This window comes from Bradyrhizobium sp. 6(2017), from assembly GCF_011058295.2.
Taxonomy (GTDB): Bacteria; Pseudomonadota; Alphaproteobacteria; order Rhizobiales; family Xanthobacteraceae; genus Bradyrhizobium; species Bradyrhizobium septentrionale.
The window spans coordinates 8,892,514-8,913,898 of record NZ_CP049289.2 but is presented as its reverse complement, the minus strand read 5'-3'; the positions used below and the strand labels follow the sequence as shown (position 1 = coordinate 8,913,898).

General features: G+C 65.1%; 22 protein-coding genes and 1 pseudogene. 13 read left to right on the top strand and 10 right to left on the bottom strand.

Annotation, left to right across the window (positions count from 1 at the left end; translation table 11 throughout):
- Positions 1–70 precede the first annotated feature (70 nt).
- Positions 71–1,309 (bottom strand): branched-chain amino acid ABC transporter substrate-binding protein, encoded by a 1,239-nt coding sequence (locus G6P99_RS42310; RefSeq protein WP_029079372.1) that lies wholly within the window; start codon positions 1,307–1,309, stop codon positions 71–73.
- A gap of 304 nt (positions 1,310–1,613) precedes the next feature.
- On the bottom strand, positions 1,614–2,933 hold the full coding sequence (locus G6P99_RS42305) for a TetR family transcriptional regulator (RefSeq protein WP_084518350.1): 1,320 nt from the start codon (positions 2,931–2,933) through the stop codon (positions 1,614–1,616).
- 142 nt (positions 2,934–3,075) lie between these two features.
- Here G6P99_RS42305 and G6P99_RS42300 point away from each other — a divergent pair, with 142 nt between their 5' ends.
- Positions 3,076–4,140, top strand: coding sequence for a ketopantoate reductase family protein (locus tag G6P99_RS42300; RefSeq protein WP_029079370.1), 1,065 nt, complete (start codon positions 3,076–3,078; stop codon positions 4,138–4,140).
- A gap of 137 nt (positions 4,141–4,277) precedes the next feature.
- Positions 4,278–4,472, top strand: a complete 195-nt coding sequence (locus G6P99_RS42295; protein WP_029079369.1) for a hypothetical protein — start codon at positions 4,278–4,280, stop codon at positions 4,470–4,472.
- 276 nt (positions 4,473–4,748) lie between these two features.
- Here G6P99_RS42295 and rnk read toward each other — a convergent pair whose 3' ends face one another.
- From rnk to G6P99_RS42280, 3 genes are all read right to left on the bottom strand, one after another.
- On the bottom strand, positions 4,749–5,168 hold the full coding sequence (rnk, locus tag G6P99_RS42290) for a nucleoside diphosphate kinase regulator (protein WP_029079368.1): 420 nt from the start codon (positions 5,166–5,168) through the stop codon (positions 4,749–4,751).
- Positions 5,169–5,478: 310 nt separating this feature from the next.
- Positions 5,479–6,009 carry a chromate transporter gene (locus tag G6P99_RS42285; RefSeq protein WP_029079367.1) on the bottom strand — a complete coding sequence of 177 codons (531 nt, stop codon included), beginning with the start codon at positions 6,007–6,009 and terminating at the stop codon, positions 5,479–5,481.
- Entirely contained in the window at positions 6,006–6,572 is a 567-nt protein-coding gene (locus G6P99_RS42280; RefSeq protein ID WP_029079366.1) for a chromate transporter, read from the bottom strand. Before G6P99_RS42280 ends, G6P99_RS42285 begins: the two co-directional genes overlap by 4 nt.
- Positions 6,573–6,689: 117 nt before the next feature.
- Here G6P99_RS42280 and G6P99_RS42275 point away from each other — a divergent pair, with 117 nt between their 5' ends.
- The gene (locus tag G6P99_RS42275; protein WP_371261144.1) at positions 6,690–7,604 is read left to right on the top strand and encodes a LysR family transcriptional regulator; all 915 of its coding nucleotides are present in this window, start codon (positions 6,690–6,692) and stop codon (positions 7,602–7,604) included.
- A 204-nt stretch (positions 7,605–7,808) separates the two neighbouring features.
- Complete coding sequence (locus G6P99_RS42270) at positions 7,809–8,357, top strand: carboxymuconolactone decarboxylase family protein (protein WP_029079364.1); 549 nt, start codon at positions 7,809–7,811, stop codon at positions 8,355–8,357.
- 63 nt (positions 8,358–8,420) lie between these two features.
- Here the strand turns inward: G6P99_RS42270 and G6P99_RS42265 are convergent, their stop codons facing one another.
- Positions 8,421–9,416 carry a GlxA family transcriptional regulator gene (locus G6P99_RS42265; protein ID WP_029079363.1) on the bottom strand — a complete coding sequence of 332 codons (996 nt, stop codon included), beginning with the start codon at positions 9,414–9,416 and terminating at the stop codon, positions 8,421–8,423.
- 64 nt (positions 9,417–9,480) lie between these two features.
- Here G6P99_RS42265 and G6P99_RS42260 point away from each other — a divergent pair, with 64 nt between their 5' ends.
- Entirely contained in the window at positions 9,481–10,194 is a 714-nt protein-coding gene (locus tag G6P99_RS42260; RefSeq protein ID WP_029079362.1) for a DJ-1/PfpI family protein, read from the top strand.
- Here the strand turns inward: G6P99_RS42260 and G6P99_RS42255 are convergent.
- A pseudogene (locus G6P99_RS42255) lies at positions 10,191–10,669 on the bottom strand (hypothetical protein). The gene G6P99_RS42260 and the pseudogene G6P99_RS42255 sit on opposite strands and share 4 nt — an antisense overlap.
- A 248-nt stretch (positions 10,670–10,917) precedes the next feature.
- Between G6P99_RS42255 and G6P99_RS42250 the strand changes: the two are divergent.
- From G6P99_RS42250 to G6P99_RS42230, 5 genes are all read left to right on the top strand, one after another.
- Positions 10,918–11,982 carry an amidohydrolase family protein gene (locus G6P99_RS42250; RefSeq protein ID WP_029079361.1) on the top strand — a complete coding sequence of 355 codons (1,065 nt, stop codon included), beginning with the start codon at positions 10,918–10,920 and terminating at the stop codon, positions 11,980–11,982.
- Between the two features lie 74 nt (positions 11,983–12,056).
- On the top strand, positions 12,057–13,169 hold the full coding sequence (locus tag G6P99_RS42245) for an amidohydrolase family protein (RefSeq protein WP_165126369.1): 1,113 nt from the start codon (positions 12,057–12,059) through the stop codon (positions 13,167–13,169).
- Positions 13,170–13,173: 4 nt separating this feature from the next.
- The gene (locus G6P99_RS42240; RefSeq protein ID WP_156928449.1) at positions 13,174–13,587 is read left to right on the top strand and encodes a Rieske (2Fe-2S) protein; all 414 of its coding nucleotides are present in this window, start codon (positions 13,174–13,176) and stop codon (positions 13,585–13,587) included.
- 234 nt (positions 13,588–13,821) lie between these two features.
- Positions 13,822–14,439, top strand: a complete 618-nt coding sequence (locus tag G6P99_RS42235; protein WP_029079360.1) for a glutathione S-transferase family protein — start codon at positions 13,822–13,824, stop codon at positions 14,437–14,439.
- Between the two features lie 61 nt (positions 14,440–14,500).
- The gene (locus tag G6P99_RS42230; RefSeq protein ID WP_165126366.1) at positions 14,501–16,576 is read left to right on the top strand and encodes a pyridoxamine 5'-phosphate oxidase family protein; all 2,076 of its coding nucleotides are present in this window, start codon (positions 14,501–14,503) and stop codon (positions 16,574–16,576) included.
- A 35-nt stretch (positions 16,577–16,611) separates the two neighbouring features.
- On the opposite strand, the gene G6P99_RS42225 is transcribed toward G6P99_RS42230, so the two are convergent.
- Both G6P99_RS42225 and G6P99_RS42220 read right to left on the bottom strand, forming a co-directional pair.
- Positions 16,612–16,968 carry a hypothetical protein gene (locus G6P99_RS42225; protein WP_198031134.1) on the bottom strand — a complete coding sequence of 119 codons (357 nt, stop codon included), beginning with the start codon at positions 16,966–16,968 and terminating at the stop codon, positions 16,612–16,614.
- Positions 16,969–17,116: 148 nt separating this feature from the next.
- Positions 17,117–17,692 (bottom strand): TetR/AcrR family transcriptional regulator, encoded by a 576-nt coding sequence (locus G6P99_RS42220; protein ID WP_029079357.1) that lies wholly within the window; start codon positions 17,690–17,692, stop codon positions 17,117–17,119.
- 125 nt (positions 17,693–17,817) lie between these two features.
- On the opposite strand from G6P99_RS42220, the gene G6P99_RS42215 reads away from it, so the two are divergent.
- From G6P99_RS42215 to G6P99_RS42205, 3 genes are all read left to right on the top strand, one after another.
- Positions 17,818–18,795 carry a zinc-dependent alcohol dehydrogenase family protein gene (locus G6P99_RS42215; RefSeq protein ID WP_029079356.1) on the top strand — a complete coding sequence of 326 codons (978 nt, stop codon included), beginning with the start codon at positions 17,818–17,820 and terminating at the stop codon, positions 18,793–18,795.
- Between the two features lie 216 nt (positions 18,796–19,011).
- On the top strand, positions 19,012–19,824 hold the full coding sequence (locus G6P99_RS42210) for a uridine kinase (RefSeq protein ID WP_029079355.1): 813 nt from the start codon (positions 19,012–19,014) through the stop codon (positions 19,822–19,824).
- Positions 19,825–19,837: 13 nt separating this feature from the next.
- Positions 19,838–20,662: a molybdenum storage protein subunit alpha gene (locus G6P99_RS42205; protein WP_029079354.1), complete on the top strand. Its 825-nt coding sequence runs from the start codon at positions 19,838–19,840 to the stop codon at positions 20,660–20,662.
- 148 nt (positions 20,663–20,810) lie between these two features.
- On the opposite strand, the gene G6P99_RS42200 is transcribed toward G6P99_RS42205, so the two are convergent.
- Positions 20,811–21,209, bottom strand: a complete 399-nt coding sequence (locus G6P99_RS42200) for a hypothetical protein (protein ID WP_245284573.1) — start codon at positions 21,207–21,209, stop codon at positions 20,811–20,813.
- Positions 21,210–21,385 lie beyond the last annotated feature (176 nt).

Below are 21,385 nucleotides of genomic sequence, written 5' to 3'. Positions count from 1 at the left end.
TCCCTGGTGCGCAATTGCGCACCTGCGGTCTGGTGCTTACGCACCATCCCGGAATGACTGAAATAGCCGATCAGGGCCGCTTCATATTGCAGGTGGTCGGAAGCATCGTCTGCGCGGTGTCAATCTTGGAGACAATGCGCCAGCCCCAGCCGGTGTTTTCCTCGTCATACGGCTCCTTGGCCTTGTCGGCCAGCGAGCCGAACGAGGAGATGTAGATCGGCTGGAAGAACTGGTGGTCGTCCTTGCGCATAAAGCCGTCGCCGCCGTCGAACACGTCGAACTTCATGCCCTCGAGCGCCGCCGCGACCTTCACCGGGTCGATCGAATTGGCCTTCTCGGCGGCCGCCTTGAACATCCGCATCTCATTGACCGCGCGCGGATACCACACGGAAATGCCGGTCTTGGCGCGGAAGTCCTTCTCGAAATCCATCGCCGCCTTGTTGCCGGAGTTCGGGACGCCTTCGCTGATCTGGAACACCTGGTTCTCGAGGCCGGTCTGCTTGATCGCGGTCGGTCCGCCGGCGCCGCCGGCATAGTAGGTGTACCAGTTGACCTTGAGGCCGGCGTCGGCAGCTGCCTTCAGTAGCAGCGCGAAGTCCTGTCCCCAGTTGCCGGTCACGACGCTGTCGGCGCCGGACGCCTTGATCTTGGCGATATAGGGCGAGAAGTCGGTGACCTTGAGCATCGGGTGCAATTCGTCGCCGACGAGCTCGATATCCGGCCGCTTTTCACCCAGCATCTTGCGCGCCTGTGATCGCACCGCCTGGCCGAACGAATAGTCCATGTTGATCAGGTAGACCTTCTTGATGGAGGGCAGGCCCTTCATGTAGTTGGTCAGCGCTTCCATCTTGATGTCCGAGTTCGCATCCCAGCGGAAGTGCCAATAGCTGCACTTCTCGTTGGTCATGGCCGGATCGACCGCGGCATAGTTGAAGTAGAGCACTTCCTTGCCGGGGTTGCGCGAATTGTTCTTGGTGACGAAATCCTCCAGCGCCGCACCCACCGACGAGCCGTTGCCCTGGGTGATGTAGCGGATGCCGGCGTCGACCGCCTTCTGCGCCTGCACCAGGCTTTCCTGCGGATTGGTCTTGTTGTCGAGCGGAACGATCTCGACCTTGTGGCCAAGGATGCCGCCCTTGGCGTTCAACTCGTCGGCGAGGTACTGAAACGTCTTCAGGCCGCCTTCACCAACGCTCGCACCGCCGCCGGAGAGCGGATCGATGTAGCCGATCTTGATGGTTTCCTGCGCGGACGCCGCGCTGCCCAGCACCGTCAGCGCTGCCGCGGCGGCAACGATCAGCTTATGCATCCTGGTCTCTCCCTGGCTCTTGTTTCTAATTGATCTTCAGCGATCGAGGCCGTCTCATAACCTCAATTGCCGGACCTTCGCAACTTCCACATTGAATATGGCGTCAAGTTTCAGCGGGAGGTATTATAATGTTATAGGCTATAAGCTTGCGGAATCCGGCGCCATTTTGAATAACCAGTAAACTTTTGGATGAGAGTCCGCGCCGATGCGCAGGCTCGCCCTTTGGACCCGACGTGGTCGTAGGCTCGCATGAAGCGAGCCCATATTCCAGCAGCGCTATAGCCGCGGGCCGCGAATTAATGGTTCAGGCCGGATGCCGGCGCGGCTTGAGGCCCGCGAGGAATAGTCGCGCGAAATGATCGGCAATCTGCGCGGGAGACCAGTCGCGCCTGGTCTTGAACCAGATCGGATACCAATGGCCCATTCCGGTTAGAATACGCTCGGCGAAGTACGTATCGATGCGGCGGAAGCGGCCCTCGTCGATCCAGCGCTGATAGCTGTTCTGGTCTTGCCGGATCGTCGCCAGCACCTGTTTGACATAGGCTTTCCGGTCAATTTCGTTGAGATAGTTGATGTTGTGGTAGGTCGTCTTTGGGCCGCAGGGGGTGTCGTGCAGCATGAGCAACAGGCGGATTCTCTGTACGGTGTGATCGAACGCGCCGAGGTTCTGGTCTTGCAGATGCTCGCGAATGCTGATCTCGCCGGCGAGCCCTCGTCGCAGGCAAGCCAGCAACAGGCTCTCCTTTTCACTGAAATGATAGTAGATGCCGGCGCGGGTCATGCCCGCATCCACAGCGATGCTCTCAAGCGACGTGCCCGACGCGCCCCTTCGATTAAAGCTGTCAGAGGCAATCGAAAGCATCCGGTCGAACTTTGCGGCCCGCTTATTCATCCCCGCGCGAGCTTCGAGGAATGGGGCAAGGCTGAGCGGTTCGGGCATGTCGGGAACAGCGATCTCGCGCCGGTAAACTCCGTGCGTGATGATGTCGTCGATAGCATCGATCGCCTGTTGGCGCGTGTAGTAGTCGCGTTCGGACAGCCAGAACGGAACCCAGTCCAGGATGGAGATAAGCGCCACCGCGGTGAGGAGCGGTTCGTCGCAGGTGATCGAGCCGTCCGCCACGCCGCGGTCCAGAATGTCCGCCAGTAGCGCCGCATTCTGCCAGCGCTTGGCATGGACTTCGTTGCTGTAGGGCGCAGCAAGCGCATCGATATCGGTGAACAGGATCATGCGCCGGCCTTCCGGCCGCAGCCTGCCGCGCACGAAGCGCCTGACGATCTCAAGCCCATCGATACCGGGTTCGACCGCCGCTTCCATTTCGTGCCGATAGATCGCAAGGCCGCGCAGATAGCAGTGAAAGATCAGATCTTCCTTGTCGCGGAAATAATGGTACAGCGCGCCCGGCACGGCCCGAACAGAGGCCGCGACCTGCTCCATCGTCACGTTCGCGTAGGAGTGGCGAGCAAACAGCCGGGAAGCTGAGACGAGGATTTCTTCAGCTCGATCCATCGGGTCGGCGGCGACTTGCAAGCTCCAATGCCCTTCCTGATCGGCGGAACGAAAATCCGCTCGCGAGATAATCCCCTTGGCAGCAGCTTGTCGATCTGCGATAGACGGTGGCATACCATACACCAGCGGTCTTTCCTATCTGGTGAATAGGTTGGCGGGCATCGTTCCATGGATGCGGGACGGCCGGTAATCGACCTGACGTCGGTCAGGTCGCAGCTTCGGGGCAAGGCTTTAGAAAGAGGCTTTTGGAGAGAGCATGGCGCGCAACATTCTGATCCTGGGAGCTTCCTACGGCTCCCTGCTGGGGACCAAGCTTCTGATGGCGGGTCACAATGTGACCCTGGTGTGCCGGAAGAACACGGCCGACCTGATCAACCGCGACGGCACCGAGGTCCGGATCAAGCTGCGCGACGAAAAGGAGCACCGCTCGATCTTCTCGCGCGATCTGCCGGGCAAGCTCGACGCCGTGACACCAGCCGATGTCGATGTGTCGCGCTACGACATGGTAGGGCTCGCGATGCAGGAGCCGCAATACACCAACCACACGGTTCGCGTGCTGATGATCAAGATCGCGGCGGCGAAGCTGCCCTGCCTGTCGATCATGAACATGCCGCCGCTGCCGTATCTGAAGCGGATTCCCGCGCTCGCCGGCATGGACCTCGAGGAGGCCTACACCAATGCGCAGGTGTGGGAGCGCTTCGAGCCGGGACTGGTGACGCTGTGCTCGCCGGATCCGCAGGCCTTCCGTCCGCCGGAAGAGAAGGCCAACGTGCTGCATGTCGGCCTGCCGACCAACTTCAAGGCCTCCGCCTTCGCTGACGACAAGCACAACAAGGTGCTGCGCGAACTCGAAGCCGACATCGACGCGGTCACGCTCGACGGCCAGGACGTGCCGGTGAAGCTGAAAGTGTTCTCGTCGCTGTTCGTGCCGCTGGCGAAATGGTCGATGCTGCTGACCGGCAATTATCGCTGCATCACGCCGAAGGAGCCGCAATCGATCCGCGACGCCGTGCACGGCGACCTGACGCGCTCGCAGGCGATCTACGACCATGTCGATTCGATCGCGCGCCAGCTCGGCGCCGATCCTGCTGACCAGGTGCCGTTCGCGAAATACGCCAAGGCGGCGGAAAGCCTGCTCAAGCCGTCCTCGGCGGCCCGCGCGGTCGCCGCCGGCGCGCCGTTCATCGAGCGCGTCGACCTCCTGGTGAAGCTGATCTCGCACCAGCTCGGCAAGCCCAGCGCCGAGATCGACCGCACGGTCGAGACCGTCGATCAGAAGCTGAACGAGAAGATCGTGCAGGGCGGCTCCGGCGCGGAGTGACGCGCATCAATGGCGGGGGCGATGGCGCCCTCGCCATGCACCGGCGATCGGCAAAACGTAAAACGCGGTTCCCAAACGCATGGCTCGGCCGATCCAGCTGAGGTAGGCTCGCGCAGTTGCGGTTGGGAGCCACGGACATGACGATCAAATCGCTTCCTCTCCTTGCAATCTACGGCGACCTCGACCGCGCGCGCGACATCATGCGCGCCTGGCAGCCGCTCGATCAGCTTTCGCCTGACACGGCCGAGATCGTCGTGAAAGCGATCGCCGAAGGCATCGCACGCGGCCGCCGGCACGGTCTCGAGATGGGCCAGTGCCACCTCGCGGCGTGAGTAGCACGCGATGCGCTGGCGTATCGCGCCATTCTCGTGAGGTGAGCAGAGCTCTCAGGCTCCCTCCCCCCTTGCGGGGGAGGGTGGGGAGAGGGGTGGCCCCGGGCGAGATGATTGACGAGGGCACTAACCGCGCAACTGCGTTCGCCTGTCGCCGCAGCGAAATTCGGAGAGAGTGTGCCGTGTGGCACCCCTCTCCCTAACCCTCTCCCGCAAGGGGAGAGGGAACCCTACCGCTGGTGGCTCCCTTACGGGGAATGCGGCGAAGCCGCGCCGCTAGCCCTGATGCCTCACGGCCAAAATCGTCACCGAACGCGTCTGGTGGCTCGGTGTCTGAAAATCGATGGTTTGTCCGACCGAGAGCCCGATCAACGCGGCGCCGACCGGCGTCAGCACCGAAATGCGTCGCAGCGCGATGTCGGCCTCGTGCGGGTACACCAGCACGACCTCCCTGACGTCGCCGGTCTCGTCGTCGCGATAACGCACGAGCGAGCCCATGCGGACCACGTCCGGCAACTCGGCATCATCGGCGACGAGCTGCGCCCGGTCGGTCTCGCGCGCGAGGAACTCGGCCACGCTGGGAAACACCGCCATGCTGGAATCGGCCAGCACGCTGAGGCGATGCGCCTCGCTCGCGGTGATCACGATCGGCGGCAACGCAGGGGCGGTAAAGCTAGTGTGAATGGTTCTGGTCATGTTGGCTTGACCTTGCGGTTGATCGGGGGCGCGCGCAGATGCCTCGCGCGACGCGACGGACCGAAATGATTTTGATGACGTTATGATTTTTGGGTGACGCTGAGAATCCGGACGGCGCGCAATCGCCGGCCGGCTAATTGCCTGCGTGCAGACGTCCGGCGCGCAATCCGAGGCGCGCAACGCGGGTGTCGATGCTCAACATGTCGATCATGGCACGATCAACATAGCGCTACGTCGCGCCGCATCCATTGCGGCGAATGCGCGCACGTGCCGCGGGGAACGTCGCGCTATCGCCGCAACGAGCCAGGCGTCAGGGCTGGCCGATGCCGGTGAGGCCGAGCACAGCACCAACGGCGAGCGCGAGCAGCGGATGGATGCGGGTCGTCGTCGTGGCGATGGCGACCAGAGCCGCGATCAGGGCCGTGCCCCAGCCTGAGACCGAGGTGTGGGTGATGACGATGGCGCTCGCGGTGACGAGGCCGGCGGTGACGGGCACGAGCCCGGCCTGCACGGTGCGTCGCCACGGCCGGTCCTTGAAGCGCTCCCAGAGCCGCAGCGCGAATCCGGTGACCAGCGACGACGGTCCGAACTTGGCGAGCGAGGTCACCAGCACGCCGGAGAAGCCGGCGACATGCCAGCCCACCAGCGGGACCACCATCATGTTCGGCCCCGGTGCGGCCTGTGCCAGCGCGAACAGCGCGCCGAATTCCTGCGCCGTCATCCAGTGATGGATGTCGACCACCTGACGCTGCATCTCCGGCAGGACGGTGTTGCCGCCGCCAAAGGCGAGCAGCGAGAGCTGGGCAAAGATCAGTGCGAGGGTGACAAGGGTTCCGCTCATGACGCCTGCCTCGATCGCAGAAAGATGCTGAGCGGCGCGAGCGTCAGCAGCGTCGGCAGCAGCGGCAGCCTCAACACCGCGATCGCGAGCACGCAGAGCGCGCCGATGAGCAGGCCGAGGACATCACGCCGCACCGGCCAGGCGATCTTGATCGCGGTCGAGATCAGGAGCCCGGCCGCGGCAGCAGCCAGGCCGCCGAACAGATGGCGGACCACGGGATCGTTCGCGAAGCGGCCATAGATCACGCCGAGGCCGATCACGACCGCGGTCGGCACCGCGATCAGGCCGAGGATCGACGCCAACGCGCCGGGAATGCCGCGAAACTTCAAGCCCACCGCAACCGACATGTTGATGATGTTGCCGCCGGGCAGGAATTGGCAGAGCCCGAGCAGGTCGGTGAACTCGGCGCTGGAGAGCCAGCCGCGCTTCTCCACCATCATGTGCCGCGCCAGCGGCAGCACGCCGCCGAAGCCGGTCAGGCCGAGGATGAAGAAGCCCGTGAACAACTCGCCGACATCGGGCGCCTCGTGCTTGGTGGAGAGGGTGGCGGGTGCTGCATCCATCGGCGCGTCGGCTCCGTTTCTTGTCGTGTTCGATCCGAACCTAGTTTGCGATGCCCCAAATATCAAATATATGGATCAGGTAATTGTCATATATTCCAGATATGGATTCATCCAATGATCGAGCTGCGCCATCTCCGCTATGCCGTCGCGGTGGCCGAGGAAGGTCACATCACCCGCGCCGCCGCGCGGCTCGGCATCCAGCAGCCGCCGCTGAGCCAGCAGATCCGCGCGCTGGAGACCGCGATCGGCGCGCCGCTGTTTCGCCGGCAGCCGCGCGGGGTCGAGCTGACCGCCGCCGGCCGCGCCTTCGTCGACAAGGCGCGCGCGATCTTGCGCGACGCCGACCTCGCCGTGGAGGCCGCGCGGCGGGCGAGCCGCGGCCAGGAAGGCCAGCTTGCGATCGGCTTCACCTCTTCGGCCGCCTTCCATCCCTTCGTCACCGGCGTGATGCGTGAAATGCGCGAGCGTGCGCCGGCGATCACGCTCTCGCTCGAGGAGGCCTCGACCGGCGAGCTGATCGAGGCCGTCGAGGCCGACCGTCTCGATGCGGCTTTCGTGCGCTCGCCGAGCGAGCGGCTGGAGAATTTGACGATCACCCATCTGCTCGATGAGGAGATGCTGGTCGCGCTGCCCGACCACCATCCGCGCGCCCGCAAGGACACGCGCCGCCGGATTGCGCTGGCCTCGCTCGCCGACGAGCCGCTGATCCTCTACCGCCGCCCGACCGGGCCGGGTCTCTACGACAGCATCATCGCCGCCTGCCGCGCGGCGGGCTTCAGCCCGAAGGTGGCGCAGGAGGCGACGCGGATGGTGTCGACGCTCAGCCTCGTCGCGGCGGGGCTCGGGATTTCGATCGTGCCGGAATCGATGGCGCGGCTGGAGACCGCAGGCGTGTCCTATCTCCGCCTCGATCGTGCCGCGGGTCTCGTTGCGCCGCTGGCGCTGGCCCGCAAGAAGGGGCCCGCCGGCGGCACGCTGGGTCGCCTGCTCGGCATTGTCACGCGGCGGGTGAGGGATCGCGCCGGGGTTTGACGCAGGCCTGCGTGATGGTGCCGAACGTTAGCGCGGGCCCAGCAATGTCGCCTGAATGGCGCGGAACGTGGGGTGTTTGGCGAACGCTCGCGTCCGGGCAACGCTAGATAGCCTGCATCGAACCCGGTTGCCCGTACGCTGGTCGCAACAGCTCGGTTGCACGCCGAGGCTCGGGTTCAATCAACACAGCGAAAGGCAATTCCGATGGCACGTTTTCCGGTCCATACGCGCGACTCCGCGCCTGAAGCCTCCAGACCCGCGTTGCGCGACGTCGAGGCGCGGTTTGGCATAATCCCCAACCTTGCGGCGGCGATGGCAACGTCGCCCGTGCTCATCCAGAGCTTCATCGGCATCTTCGACAAGGTTCACAGCGGCAGCTTCACCGAGCAGCAGATCCAGACCGTGCTGCTCACCGACGCGGTGACCAATGGCTGCACCTGGGCGGTCGCGCTGCATTCCGCGCTCGGGTTGCAGGCCGGTCTTGCCCCGGCCGATGTCGAGGCGATGCGCGCCGGCCGCTCGCCTGCCGACAAAACACTCGGTGCACTCTCGACGCTGGCGAGGTCGCTGATCGAAAAGCGCGGGCGGCTCGACGATGAGGAGATCGAGCGATTCCTGGCGGCCGGGTTCTACAAGGACCTCGTGCTTGAAGTGATTACCATCGTGGCGGCATCGACCATCACCAACTACACCGGCAGCGTGACCAACCCGCCGCTGGAGGCCGCATTGCAGGCGCATGCCTGGAATGGCTGAGCCGATCTCGTCTGCCGTCAATCAACGCACGCCGGCTGTGAGGCCGGCGCGCTTCTATGATCGCTAGCGCGCAAATCTGGCGCGGTAGTCCTGCGGCGTGGTGGCCAGCAATCGCATAAAGCTGCGGCGCATCGTCTCCTCCGATCCGAAACCGCAGCGCTGTGAAATCCGTTTGATCGGCAGCTGCGTCTCCGAGAGCAGATGCCGCGCCCCCTCGACCCGCAACCGCTCGATCGCGCGCGCCGGCGTCAACCCGGTCGCATCGGCATAGTGCCGGCTGAAGCTGCGCTCGCTCATGCCGGCCTGCCTGGCGAGCGTTGCAAGCGAGAGGTCATCGGCCAGATGGTTGCCGATCCAGTCGTGCAATGCGCTGAACCTGTCGTCGGTTGCTTGCAGCGACAATAGTTCGCTGAACTGTGCCTGCCCACCCGGCCGCTTGAAGAACACCACGAGATAGCGCGCGACGGCGAGTGCCGTCGCGCGGCCGAGATCTTCCTCCACCAGCGCCAGCGCGAGGTCGATCCCCGACGTGACGCCCGCCGAGGTCCAGAACGATCCATCGCGCACGAAGATCGGGTCGGGCTCGACGCGGACAGCGGGAAAGCGCTCGGCGAGTTCTGCGCAAAATTGCCAATGGGTCGCGGCGCGTCGCCCGTCGAGGGCGCCTGTTGCGGCGAGCAGGAACGCGCCGGTGCAGACCGACGCGGTGCGGCGCGCTTGCGTGGTGCGTCTGCGCACCCAGTCGACCAGCACGGCATCCGCCGTTGCGGCGTTGACGCCGTCGCCGCCCGGAATCACCAGCGTGTCGACGGCGGTATCGATCGCGGAAAGCGGATGCACCGCAACGCCGACGCCGGCCGATGCTTCGACGGTGGGACCGTCCTTGCCGACAACGCGGACTTCATAGGGCTCGGCGTTGCCCGCCTTGGCCATCAGCGCGTTGACGGACGCGAACACCTGCAGCGGCCCGGTGACGTCGAGGAGTTGCACCGCCGGATAAGCCAGCACTTCGATCGGGCGTCTTGCTTTTGGCGGAAAATGTGGGGGCTTTGGCGTCATCGCCGAAACCTGCCGCGCTAGATTCGCTTTGTCCATAGCGCAAGAGAAGTTCGAGGGAAGTTCGATGATTGCTCACGATGTCCACTTGCGGATCGGATCGCTCCTGTTCGAAGGCGTCGATCAAATCGATTTGACCGGGCCGTTCGAGGTGCTGTCGCGGATTCCGAATTCGACCTACCGCATCTACGGCAAGACTTTGGAGCCGGTGCGCGACATCAAGGGATTGCGGCTGACGCCGGACGCTACGCTTGCCGATGCGCCGCCGCTCGATGTGCTGCACGTGCCTGGCGGCTTCGGTCAGGAGGCGCTGATGGAGGACGCCGAGGTTCTCGACTGGATCCGCGCGCAGGCGGCAGGGGCATGCCGCATCTTTTCGGTCTGCACGGGGGCCCTGATCTGCGGCGCGGCCGGGCTTCTCAGGGGACGCAGGGCGACGACGCATTGGGCGTCGTTTCATCTGCTGCCGTTCTTCGGCGCTATGCCCGTGAACGAGCGCGTGGTGGTGGACGGAAGCTATGTCTTCGCCGCCGGCGTCACCGCGGGCATCGATGGCGCGTTGCGGCTGGCGGCCGAATTGCGCGGCGACGATGCCGCGCGGGCGATCCAGCTCTATATGGCCTATGCGCCGGAGCCGCCGTTCGACTGCGGCACGCCGGAGACCGCGCCACCTGAGATCCTGCAGCAGACGCGCCAGGCGACGCGTGCGATCACGGCGCAGCGGGAAGAGACCGCACGCCGTGTGGCTGCAAGGCTGGGTGTTGTCGTTGGAGGAAACTAATTCCCCGGCTCGAAGCTGCAGTCGGCGCCGCCGCCGGCCTTGCCCTTGATCACGGCGGGATCGAGCGTGCAGGACAGCTTTGACAGCGCCTCGTAGATCGTGCCGGCGGCGCCGTCGGGCGGCAGCCGGCGAGCGCTTCGGTCGCGAAGATCGCGTTGGCTGCGCTTCCCTTCACGGTGTGGGTCTTGCTGCCGAAGGTCAGTTCGCAGGAGCGCGAGGTGATGTCGACATTGCTGGCGCGGCAGACCACCTTGTCTGCGGTGACGATGATCTTCTTCGTGGCGGGGACATTGCCGTCGCCGTTGAAGAACGCGGCGACCGCCGCCTTCTCCGCAGGCAGCAGCGGCGAATAGGGCGCCACCACGCCGGCGAGCGCCAGCGCGACCGAGCCGGACGCCGTGGCGGGCGCGGCCGCTGCGGCGGACGCGGCCAGCGACAATGAACATGCGAGGATCGTCAATCGGCCAAGTCTCATTCCAAGCCTCATTCCTGTCTCCTGTCGCTGCGCCTTCCGCGGCGCGGAATCGCTAGCACGCCTTGCGGCCACAATGGGTGACGCCATTCACCGGCCATCCTGCAACTTCGCGTGAGGCGCCGGTTGCGCGCACAGGGCAGGGCGGCCCCGCGCGGATCGGCTTGCACGATCGCGCCATCGGCGGCACAGTCCGCTCTGCGGCCAGCGATGCCGCCAACAATGAAGACAAAGACAATCCGAGGAACGCTATGGCGGCCACGCGCATCGACTGCGACATCCATCCCGCGGTGGGAGGAACGCGCACCACGCTGCTGCCTTATCTCAGCGATCACTGGAAGGAACAGGTCGTCAGCCGCGCCATCGACGGGCTCGACCTCAATTCCTATCCGCCGTCGATGCCGCTGTCCGGCCGCGCCGACTGGCGGCCTTCCGACGGAAGCAAGCCCGGCAGCGATCTCTCCATGGTGCAGCGCGGCGCGTTCGATCAGCTCGGCGCCAGCCACGCCATCTGCAACGTCGTCTATGGCGCGCAGGCGGTGTTCGATTCCTACATGGCGGCAGACTTCTGCAAGGCGATCAACGACTGGATCGCCGCCGAGTGGCTCGCCAGGGACACGCGGCTGCGCGCCTCGATCGTGGTGCCGATCCAGGCGCCGGACCTTGCGGTCGAGGAGATCGAGCGCAGGGCCGGCGATCATCGCTTCGTCTCCGTGCTGGTGCCGTCGCAGGGCGAGACGCTGCTCGGTCGGCGGCATTACTGGCCGATCTATCAGGCCGCGGAGAAGTACAGATTGCCGATCGCGATCCACGCCGGCAGCGCTTACCGGGGCGCGCCGAGCTCGATCGGCTGGCCGTCCTATCGCTACGAATATTATCTCGCGGAAGCGCAGGCGTTCCAGGCGCAGGCGCTGAGCCTGATCTATGAGGGCGTGTTCGGGAAGTATCCGGGATTGACTGTGGTGCTGATGGAGTCCGGCGTCAGCTGGCTGCCGGCGTTCATGTGGCGCGCCAACAAGACCTGGCGCGGCGTGCGTGTCGAGGTGCCGTGGGTCGAGCGCGAGCCGGCCGCGATCATCCGCGATCATTTCCGCGTCACCATGCAGCCGTTCGATGGCCCGCCGGATGCGACCGGCGTTGCCGATGTGATCGACCAGATCGGCTCCGACAAGATGTTCCTGTTCGCGTCCGACTATCCGCACTGGCAGTTCGACGGCGACGATCCGATCCCGCGATATCTGCCTGACAGTATCGTCAAGCGGATGTGCGAGGATAATCCGCTGGAGACCTTTCCGCGCCTGAAGCTCGATTCCTAGTTCGCGCGCATGATCCGGAAAAGTGGGAACCGGTTTTCCGATAAGATCATGCGCCAAACAAAAAGGAGGATCGCATGAGTGATGTCATCGACCGCCCGATGCTCGACCAGGAGACCACCGCCGCGACGCGGCTGAAGATCATCGATTGCGACATTCATCCGAGCATCCACGCGCACAGCGACCTCAACGAGTTCCTGCCAAAGCGCTGGCAGCAGCATCTGAAGGAATATGGTAGCCATCTGCGCACGCCCTATATCGGCACCACGCCGTATCCGCGCTCCTCGCCGCTGATCGCGCGGCGCGACGCCTGGCCGCCGACCGGCGGCGTGCCCGGCTCCGATCTCGATTTCATGCGCAAGCAGCACCTCGATCCCTTCGACGTCGAGTTCGGGATTCTGCAGGTGCTAGACCTCTTCATCTTCTCGCAGCAGAATCTGGAATTCGGCGCCGCGATCCAGCGCGCTATCAACGATTGGCAGCTCGCCTTCTGGGCGCATCGCGATCCCAGGCTAAAGGCCTCGATCCTGGTCGGGCAGGATGGCTCCGACCTCGGCCTCGCCGAGATCGAGCGCTGCGCCAAATCAGGCGAATACATCCAGATCAACGTCTCGCCGCGCGCCAACGAGCCGCTCGGCCGCCGCCGCTACTGGCCGATCTATCAACGCGCGCAAGAGCTCGATCTGCCGCTCGGCATCCATGTCGGCGGCTATGGCGGGCACGCGCCGACCGGCGGCGGCTGGCCGTCCTATTATTGCGAGGAGCATCAGTCGAACGCGCACACGGTGGCCTCGAACCTCACGAGCTTGGTGCTCGAAGGTGTTCCCGAGCGCTTCCCGAAGCTGAAGATCGTGTTCATCGAGGGCGGCTTCGGCTGGATCCCCGCGACGATGTGGCGGATGGACCAGCATTTCGAGCGCTTCCGCAGCGAGGTGCCGCACCTCAAGCGCAAGCCGAGCGAATATGTGAAGGAGCATTTCTGGTTCACCACCCAGCCGATCGACGAACCGGATGAAGCAAGGCATCTGCGCCAGCTGATCGAATGGGTCGGCATCGACCGGCTGCTGTTCTCGTCGGACTATCCGCACTGGGACTATGACGACGCGCGCTACGCCTTCAAGACACCGCTGACGGAGGCCGAGCGGCGCAAGATCTTCAACGCCAACGCCCGCGCGGTTTACAAGTTCTAGGATCATGGCCCGCCACATCGTCGCGCGCACCAGCGAAATCCCCGCCGGCGGCAACAAGGTGTTCGGCCTTGAGGGCCGCGATATCGTCGTGTTCCACGTCAATGGCGAGTTCTTCGCGTTGCTCAATCGCTGCCCGCATGAGGGCGCGCCGCTCGAGAAAGCGGCCTGCGTCGCGCGGCTGACCTCGCCCGAGCCCGGCATCTATCAGCGCGACCGCGTCGGCGAGATGCTGCGCTGTCCGTGGCACGGCTGGGAATTCGACATGCGCAACGGCCAGTCCTGGTTCGATCCGAAACGGTTCAAGATCCGCTCCTATCCGGTCGCGGTCGAAAGCGGCGCGGAGTTGCAGAAAGGGCCGTATGTGGCCGAGACGTTCCCGGTGCACATCGAAGACAATTACGTGATCGTCGAGGTGTAAGGGCCGCCGCCACGAAACCGTCACGCCCGGCGTTGTGCCGGGCATCCACGTCTTTGCTTGGTTGATGGAAAAGACGTGGGTGGCCGGGACGGCCCGGCCATGGCGAGAAATGAGATCGTTGCACTATTTGCAATAATGAAGTGCCGTTGTCGGCGATTATAATGTGACGTGCAATGGGCCACCTTGAGGAGGCGGTCGGGAATGGATCCCGTCCACGACATCAGGAACGGCATCATGAAGCTCTATCACTTTGCTCTTTCCGGCCACGCGCATCGCGCCCGTCTCTTCATTTCCCTGCTGGGCATTCCGCACGAGCTGGTCGAGGTCGACCTCAAGTCCGCCGCGCAGAAGACGCCGGAATACCTCGCGCTCAATCCGTTCGGCCAGGTGCCGGTGCTGGACGATGACGGCACCATCATTGCCGATTCCAACGCGATCCTGGTCTACCTCGCGACCAAGCTCGGCCGCACCGACTGGCTGCCGCAGGATGCAAAGGGCGCCGCCGCCGTGCAGCGCTGGCTGTCGGTCGCCGCCGGCGACCTCGCGTTCGGGCCTGCTGCGGCGCGGCTCATCACCGTGTTCGGTGCCAAGCACAATCCGGACGACGTGATCGCCCGCGCCCACCTCCTGCTGAAGCGGCTCGAGGCGCATCTCGCGGGTCGCGACTGGCTGGTCGGCACAGGGCCGACGATCGCCGATGTCGCGCTCTACAGCTATCTGTCGAGCGCGCCCGAGGGCAATGTCGATCTCTCCGCCTACTCGCGCGTTAACGCGCTGCTGCGCCGGATCGAGGCGCTGCCGGGCTTCGTGCCGTTCGCCAAGACCCGCGTCGGTCTGGCTACGGCAGCGTAACGTGCCGACCGGGCGTGCCTTCGGGCGCGCCCGTCCAACCCCCGAAGGGGAGGGCTGCGAGATGAGCGACAGGCGAACCAAGAACAAGCTGGCTGTCTGGCATGCCGGCGAGAAGGCGATCCAGCAGAAGGTCGGCGTCGCCGAGAAGATGGAGGCCGTCGGCCAGCGCGCGGTGCGGGACTTCATGCCCGATCAGCACCGCGAGTTCTTCGCGCAAATTCCCTTCATCGTCGTCGGCAGCGTCGACCGCAGCGGCGATGCATGGGCCTCGCTGCTCGCCGGCCGGCCCGGCTTCATCGCCTCGCCGACGCCGCACAGCCTCCAGATCGATGCGCGGCCCGACCCCAGCGATCCCGTCAGCGAGGGCATGCGCGACGGCGACGCGATCGGATTGCTGGGGATCGAGTTGCACACGCGGCGCCGCAACCGTGCCAACGGGTTGCTTGGTGCATCGTCGGGCAAGGTGCTCAACTTCGAACTCGATCAGAGCTTCGGCAATTGTCCGCAGTGCATCCAGCTGCGCGATTTCCGCTTCGTGCGCGAGCCGGATCAGCCGTTCACCGGAGAGATCGAGCGGAGCGCGACGCTCGATCAGGCCGCGCGCGACATGATCAAGGCGGCCGACACGTTCTTCGTGGCGTCCTATGCCGAGCGCGAGGACCGTCGCCAGGTGGACGTCTCGCATCGCGGCGGCAGAGCGGGCTTCGTGCGGGTTGGCGACGACGGCACGCTGACGATTCCCGATTTCGCCGGCAATCTGTTCTTCAACACGCTCGGCAACATCCACCTCAACGGCAAGGCCGGGCTGGTGTTTGCCAATTTCGAAACCGGCGACCTGCTGCAGCTGAGCGGCGACGCCGAGGTGATCCTGGACTCGCCGGAGATCGCGGCGTTCCAGGGCGCCGAACGGCTCTGGCGCTTCCGCGCCCGCCGTGTCGTGCGCCGGCGCGGCGCACTGCCGCTGCGCTGGGCGCTCCGGGCGGACGGCTGGTCGCCGAATGCGTTGATGACCGGCGACTGGGCGCAGGCCGCTGACCGCATCCGCGCGGCCGAGCTTGCGACGCAGTGGCGCCCATTCAAGGTCAGCAAGATCGTCGACGAGAGCCGATCGATCCGCTCGTTTCACCTGCAGCCGGACGACGGGGCAGGGCTGCTTCCGCACCAAGCCGGACAGCATCTGCCGGTCCGCCTCTCGATCCCGGGGACGGACAAGCCTGTCATCCGCACCTACACGCTGTCGGTCGCGCCGTCGGACGGCATGTACCGCATCAGCGTGAAGCGCGACGGCCTGGTGTCGCAGCATCTCCACGACCACGTCCATGTCGGCGACATCATCGAAGCGCGCGCGCCGGGCGGCGGCTTCACGATCGATGCGCGCGAGAAGCGCCCCGCGGTGCTGCTTGCCGGCGGCGTCGGCATCACGCCGATGCTCGCGATGCTGCGCCACGTGGTCTACGAGGGCCTGCGCACCCGCGGCGTCCGGCCGACTTACGTGTTCCAGGCCGCACATACGAAGCAGGACCGCGCGTTCGGCGACGAATTGCGGCAACTGGCTGAGGCCGCCGGCGGCGCCGTGCGGATCATCCGCGTGCTCGGTGACGTCGATGGCGCCGAGCAGGGCACGGATTACGACGCCGCGGGGCGGATCGACATGGCGCTGCTGTCGCGCGTGCTGCCGTTCAACGACTATGACTTCTATCTGTGCGGACCGCCGCAGTTCACGCAATCGCTCTATGACGCCCTGCGCGGCTACAACATTGCCGACGGCAGGATACACGCGGAGGCGTTCGGTCCGTCGTCGTTGGTGCGGAAGCCGGACGTGGTCACCGCGGCACCGCCGCGCCGGCCGCCCGCAACCACGCCGGTCCCGGTCGCCTTCACCGCATCGCTGAAGGAGGCGCGCTGGACGCCGGAGTCGGGAACGCTGCTCGAACTGGCGGAAGAGCGCGGTCTCAGCCCCGCGTTCAGTTGCCGCGAAGGCAATTGCGGAACCTGCCGAACCCGATTGCTGGCAGGTGCGGTCACTTATGTGAAAGAGCCCAGCGCTGAGGTGGCCGCCGACGAGGTGCTGATCTGCTGCGCCGTGCCGGCGAAGCCGGAGGCCGACGGCGAGGACCGGATCCAGCTCGATCTCTGATCAGCGGCCCTCGCCGATCTGCGCAGCGCCGTTGCTTAGCCCATGCTGCCCGGCATGAAGCAGCGCGGTCGCGGGTGGCCATCCAAATAATACGGCCAGACCATGGTGCGGCCGGCGCGGTTCGGTCCGGTAACCACGGCGTCGTCGGGAACGTCGACCCACTCACCCTCGAGGCGCACACGATAGTGGCCGTCCTTGGTGTCCCAATCGGCATCGTCGACGCGTCGCGCGTCGCTGCCGTCGCAGCAGGGTCCCTTGCCGCTTTGCAGGCTCTCATACCAGCCGTTCAGCTCGGGATGCTGGTGATCATGGGCTAGAGCCGGACCGAACGCTGGCAGCGCCAGCAGCGCGGTGAATACAAGAAGCGTCGCACGCAAGAACGGTTTGTCCATCTGATCCCCAGATCCGGAAAGCCCAAGGCAGCCAATCCGGACATGGTCATCGGAAGCTCTACATCAATAAGATTATGAGTGTCATATATTCACATTCATGCGAGGGCGCGCGCGGCGTGCTATCCGGCAAGGCCGGGGGTCGTCAAAGTCAGGCGAGCAGGCCCATCACCTGGTCGATCACGGCCTTCACCTGTTTCGACTCCGGCCGCTGGTGCGCGAGCGCCAGCAGGCCGGCATGCACCACCATGATCGTGTGCGCGGTGACGTCGGGGTCAAAGCCCTTCCTGAACTGGGTGCGATCGGCGCGCAGCCGCGTGCGCAACAGCTCTTCGAGCCGCCTGTTGTAGCGCTCGATGCTCTTGCGGACCTCGGCCTGATCGAGCGAGCCGTCGGTCGCGGAATTGATCGACAGGCAGCCGTGCTGTCCCTTCTCGCCCGAGCAATAGGGGATGAACCCGGTGAGCCACTGCCTGATGGTCTCGCGCGCGGGCCCCGGCTGCGCCAGGGTGCGCTCGCCCCAGCCCAGAATGCCGTCGTGGTAGCGGTCGAGCACCCTCAGGAACAGCGCGCTCTTGTCGCCGAAGGCCGCGTAGAGGCTGGGCTTGGCGATGCCGCTCGCCGCCGTGATCTCGTCGAGCGAGGTTGCCTGAAACCCCTTCTGCCAGAACACCTGACGGGCGATTTCCAGGACATCGTCCGGATCGAAGCTGCGCGGCCTTGCCATACCGCTGTTTTATGTACTCCCGCGTCGGATGTGAAGCCTTCACCTTGCTGTGAGAGCAGTCCGAGCCATTGACGCGAGCCTCATTCTGTACTTACAAGTACATAACGAAATCGGGAGATGGCGCCATGAAGGCGGTTCAGGTTGTTGCGTTCGGACGTCCTGCTGATGTGGTCAAGCTCAACGAGGTGGCTGATGTGGGCAGCCCCGGCCCCAACGAGGTGGTGGTCGCCGTCGAGGCGGCGCCGATCAACAACTCGGATTTCATGATCATGGCGGGACGCTACGGCTATCTTCCGTCGCCGCCGGCCACGCTCGGCATCGAGGGCGTCGGGCGGGTGATCGCCGCGGGATCGCAGGTGAAGAACCTCAGGGCGGGCGACCGCACGCTGATTCCGTTCACGATCCCGACCTGGACCGAACGCGTCAAGTTCACGGCGTCGTGGCAGCGTCCGCTGCCCGAAAGCGCCGATGTCCAGCAGCTCTCCATGATCGGGGTCAATCCGGCCACTGCCTATCTGCTGCTGACCGATTTCGTCAAAGTCGCGCACGGCGGCTGGGTGATCCAGAACGGCGCCAACTCGGCGACCGCGCGCGCCGTGATCGGCATCGCCAAGTCGCTCGGCCTCAAGACGGTCAACGTCGTGCGGCGCGAAGAGGTCTTGGATGAAGTCAAGGCGATCGGCGGCGATATCGTGCTGGTCGACGGGCCCGACCTTGCCAAGCGCGTCGCCAGGGAGACCGGTGGGGCGCCGATCCAGCTGGCGCTCGACGTCGTCGGCGGCACGTCCGCCTTGAACCTGATGAACTGCCTGGCATCGAAGGGCGTGCTGGTCATCTACAGCGCGATGAGCGGACAGCCGTTCTCAGGTTCGGCCCTGAGCGTGATCTTCAATGAAGTGTCGGTGCGCGGCTTCTGGCTGGGACATTGGGGCAAGACCGCGACGGACAAGGCATTGGCCACGATGTACGATCATCTCGTGCCGATGGTCGCGTCCGGAGCGATCAGCGCGCCGGTCGTCGGGACCTACGGCCTCGAGGGATTCTCCGAAGCCATCGCCAAGGCCGCGGCATTCAAGGGCAAGGTGATCTTCACGCCCAACTAGATTTTAGCGGCCGGTATCGGCTGCCTATTTTATGTACTGTCCGGGCAGAGCAATCCGGCCAAAGCCTGTATCCAGCGTCCGACCGCCGCGTCCATAACCGGAACGCGATGGCGTGCCCGCGCCATCATTGCCATTGCATCTTGAGACCCGGCCGGCTTACCGCTACCAGTGCAATTCGGAAGCGATGCCAGGCGCATCGGAAAAGGAACGTTTCTCATGGCAAACACGACGTCGGAGCTTGAAGGGCTCCTGATGCAGCGGTCGCTGACCGATCCGCAGCTTTTGGCCGCGGCAGAAGCGGCAACGGACTTCCGGATCCTGCCGGATGCCACCGTGATCAAGATCGGTGGCCAGAGCGTCATCGACCGCGGCCGCGCCGCCGTCTATCCGCTGGTCGACGAGATCGTCGCGGCCCGGAAGGCCAACAAGCTCCTGATCGGGACCGGGGCAGGCACCCGCGCCCGGCATCTCTATTCGATCGCGGCCGGGCTTCGCCTGCCGGCCGGCGTGCTGTCGCAACTCGGCGCCTCGGTCGCCGATCAGAACGCCGTGATGCTGGGGCAGTTGCTGGCCAAGCACGGCATCTCCGCAGTCAGCGGCGCCGGGCTCTCGGCCGTGCCGCTCTATCTCGCCGAGGTGAATGCGGTGATCTTCAGCGGCATGCCGCCCTACGGGCTCTGGATGCGCCCCGCACCCGAAGGCATGATCCCGCCCTACCGCACCGACGCCGGATGCTTCCTGGTCGCCGAGCAGTTCGGCTGCAAGGCGATGATCTATGTGAAGGACGAGAACGGCCTCTATACCGCGAACCCCAAGACCTCGAAGGGCGCCACCTTCATTCCGAAAATCTCGGTGGCCGAGATGAAGGCGAAGGGATTGCAGGATTCGATCCTCGAATTCCCGGTGCTCGATCTGCTCGCCGCTGCGCGCCATGTCCGCCAAGTGCAGGTCGTCAATGGCCTTGTCACCGGCAATCTCACCCGCGCGCTCGCGGGCGAGCATGTCGGCACCATCATCACCGCGAGCTGAGAGAGACACGACCATGGATGACACCATCAAGCACGTCGCCTCGCCGCTCGCGCGCCAGACCCTGCTCGACAGCGATCTCACCCGTCCCGTCGCCGGCGGACGCCCGATTGCCCTGCTGCCCTGGGTGCAGGTGGTGAAGATCGGCGGCCGCTCCATCATGGATCGCGGCCATGAAGCGATCCTGCCGATCGTCGACGAGCTGCGCTCGCTGTTATCAGAGCACCGCCTCTTGATCCTGACCGGCGCCGGCATCCGCGCCCGCCACCTCTACAGCGTTGGCCTCGACCTCGGTCTGCCGGTCGGCTCGCTCGCGCCGCTCGCGGCGAGCGAGGCCGGCCAGAACGGTCATATCCTGGCCTGCCTGCTCGCGCCGGAAGGCGTCTCCTATATCGAGCACCCGACCATCGCGAGCCAGCTTGCGATCCATCTCTCCGCGGCCCGCGCGGTGGTGGGCAGCGGCTTTCCGCCCTACCACCATCACGAATTCCCCGACTCGCGCATCCCGTTGCATCGTGCCGACACCGGCGCATTCCTGCTCGCCGATGCGCTCGGCGCGGCCGGCCTCACCATCGTCGAGGATGTCGACGGCGTGTACACCGACGATCCCAACGGTCCCGACGGCAAGAAGGCGCAGCTGCTGCGCGAGACCAGCGTCGCCGATCTCGCCAAGCTGAAGGGCACGCTGCCGTTCGATCCTGCGCTGCTCGAGGTGATGAAGAACGCGCGGCATATCGAGCGCGTGCAGGTCGTGAACGGCCTCGTTCCCGGCCGGCTCACCGCAGCGCTGCGCGGCCAGCATGTCGGCTCGATCATCCGCACCGGCGCGCGTCCGGCCTGACGCGTTTCGGGCGAAGCGGTCGCGCGCCGAGCGAGCCCCGTTCCGATTGTATCGGAACGGAGCTCTCGATTCTTTTTTGACGCGTTTTCTTCACGCGAACCGGTACCACTTCGCTCGAAAACGCTTTGGTCCAGCGCGCGACGGGCGATTACTTGATCGTCGCGTGCAGCGTGATGACCGAGGTGCCGGATGCCTTCGGGCCCTGACCCGTTGCCTTGATGGCGAAGGTGTCGCTGCCCTTGTACTTGGCCTTCGCCCTGTATTCGAAGGTCAATGTGTTGATCTTCTTCAACTTGCCGTAGGTCGGCTTTTGCGAGATCGCGGAGTCCGTCACCGTGCCGCGGATCCCGATCGGGATCAGGCAGCTTTGGCCTGACGCGACGTCGATATCGCCGGTCGAGTTCTCGCCCCAATCCGCCAATGTGACCGACATCGAGCATTCGGATACGGCCTGCGCCGCAAACGCCGGCATGACACTTGATGCTGCAATGCTGAGCGCCAGGGCGGCGATCCCCGGCAACCGCGTCGTCACGATGCTCATTCCCATGCAAGGCCCACTGCTGAAGGTTTCTTCGGTGCGAGAATCCTGCAACGTAGCAGCGAGGGTGGCAAGGCCTTCGGCCATTCTGTGTTGCTCCGGGAGCCGACGTGCTGAACCGTCGCTCCGACATCTTGTTGCCGTGGTGAGGCGCCCTCATGGTCATCGGACCGCGACTTGATCGG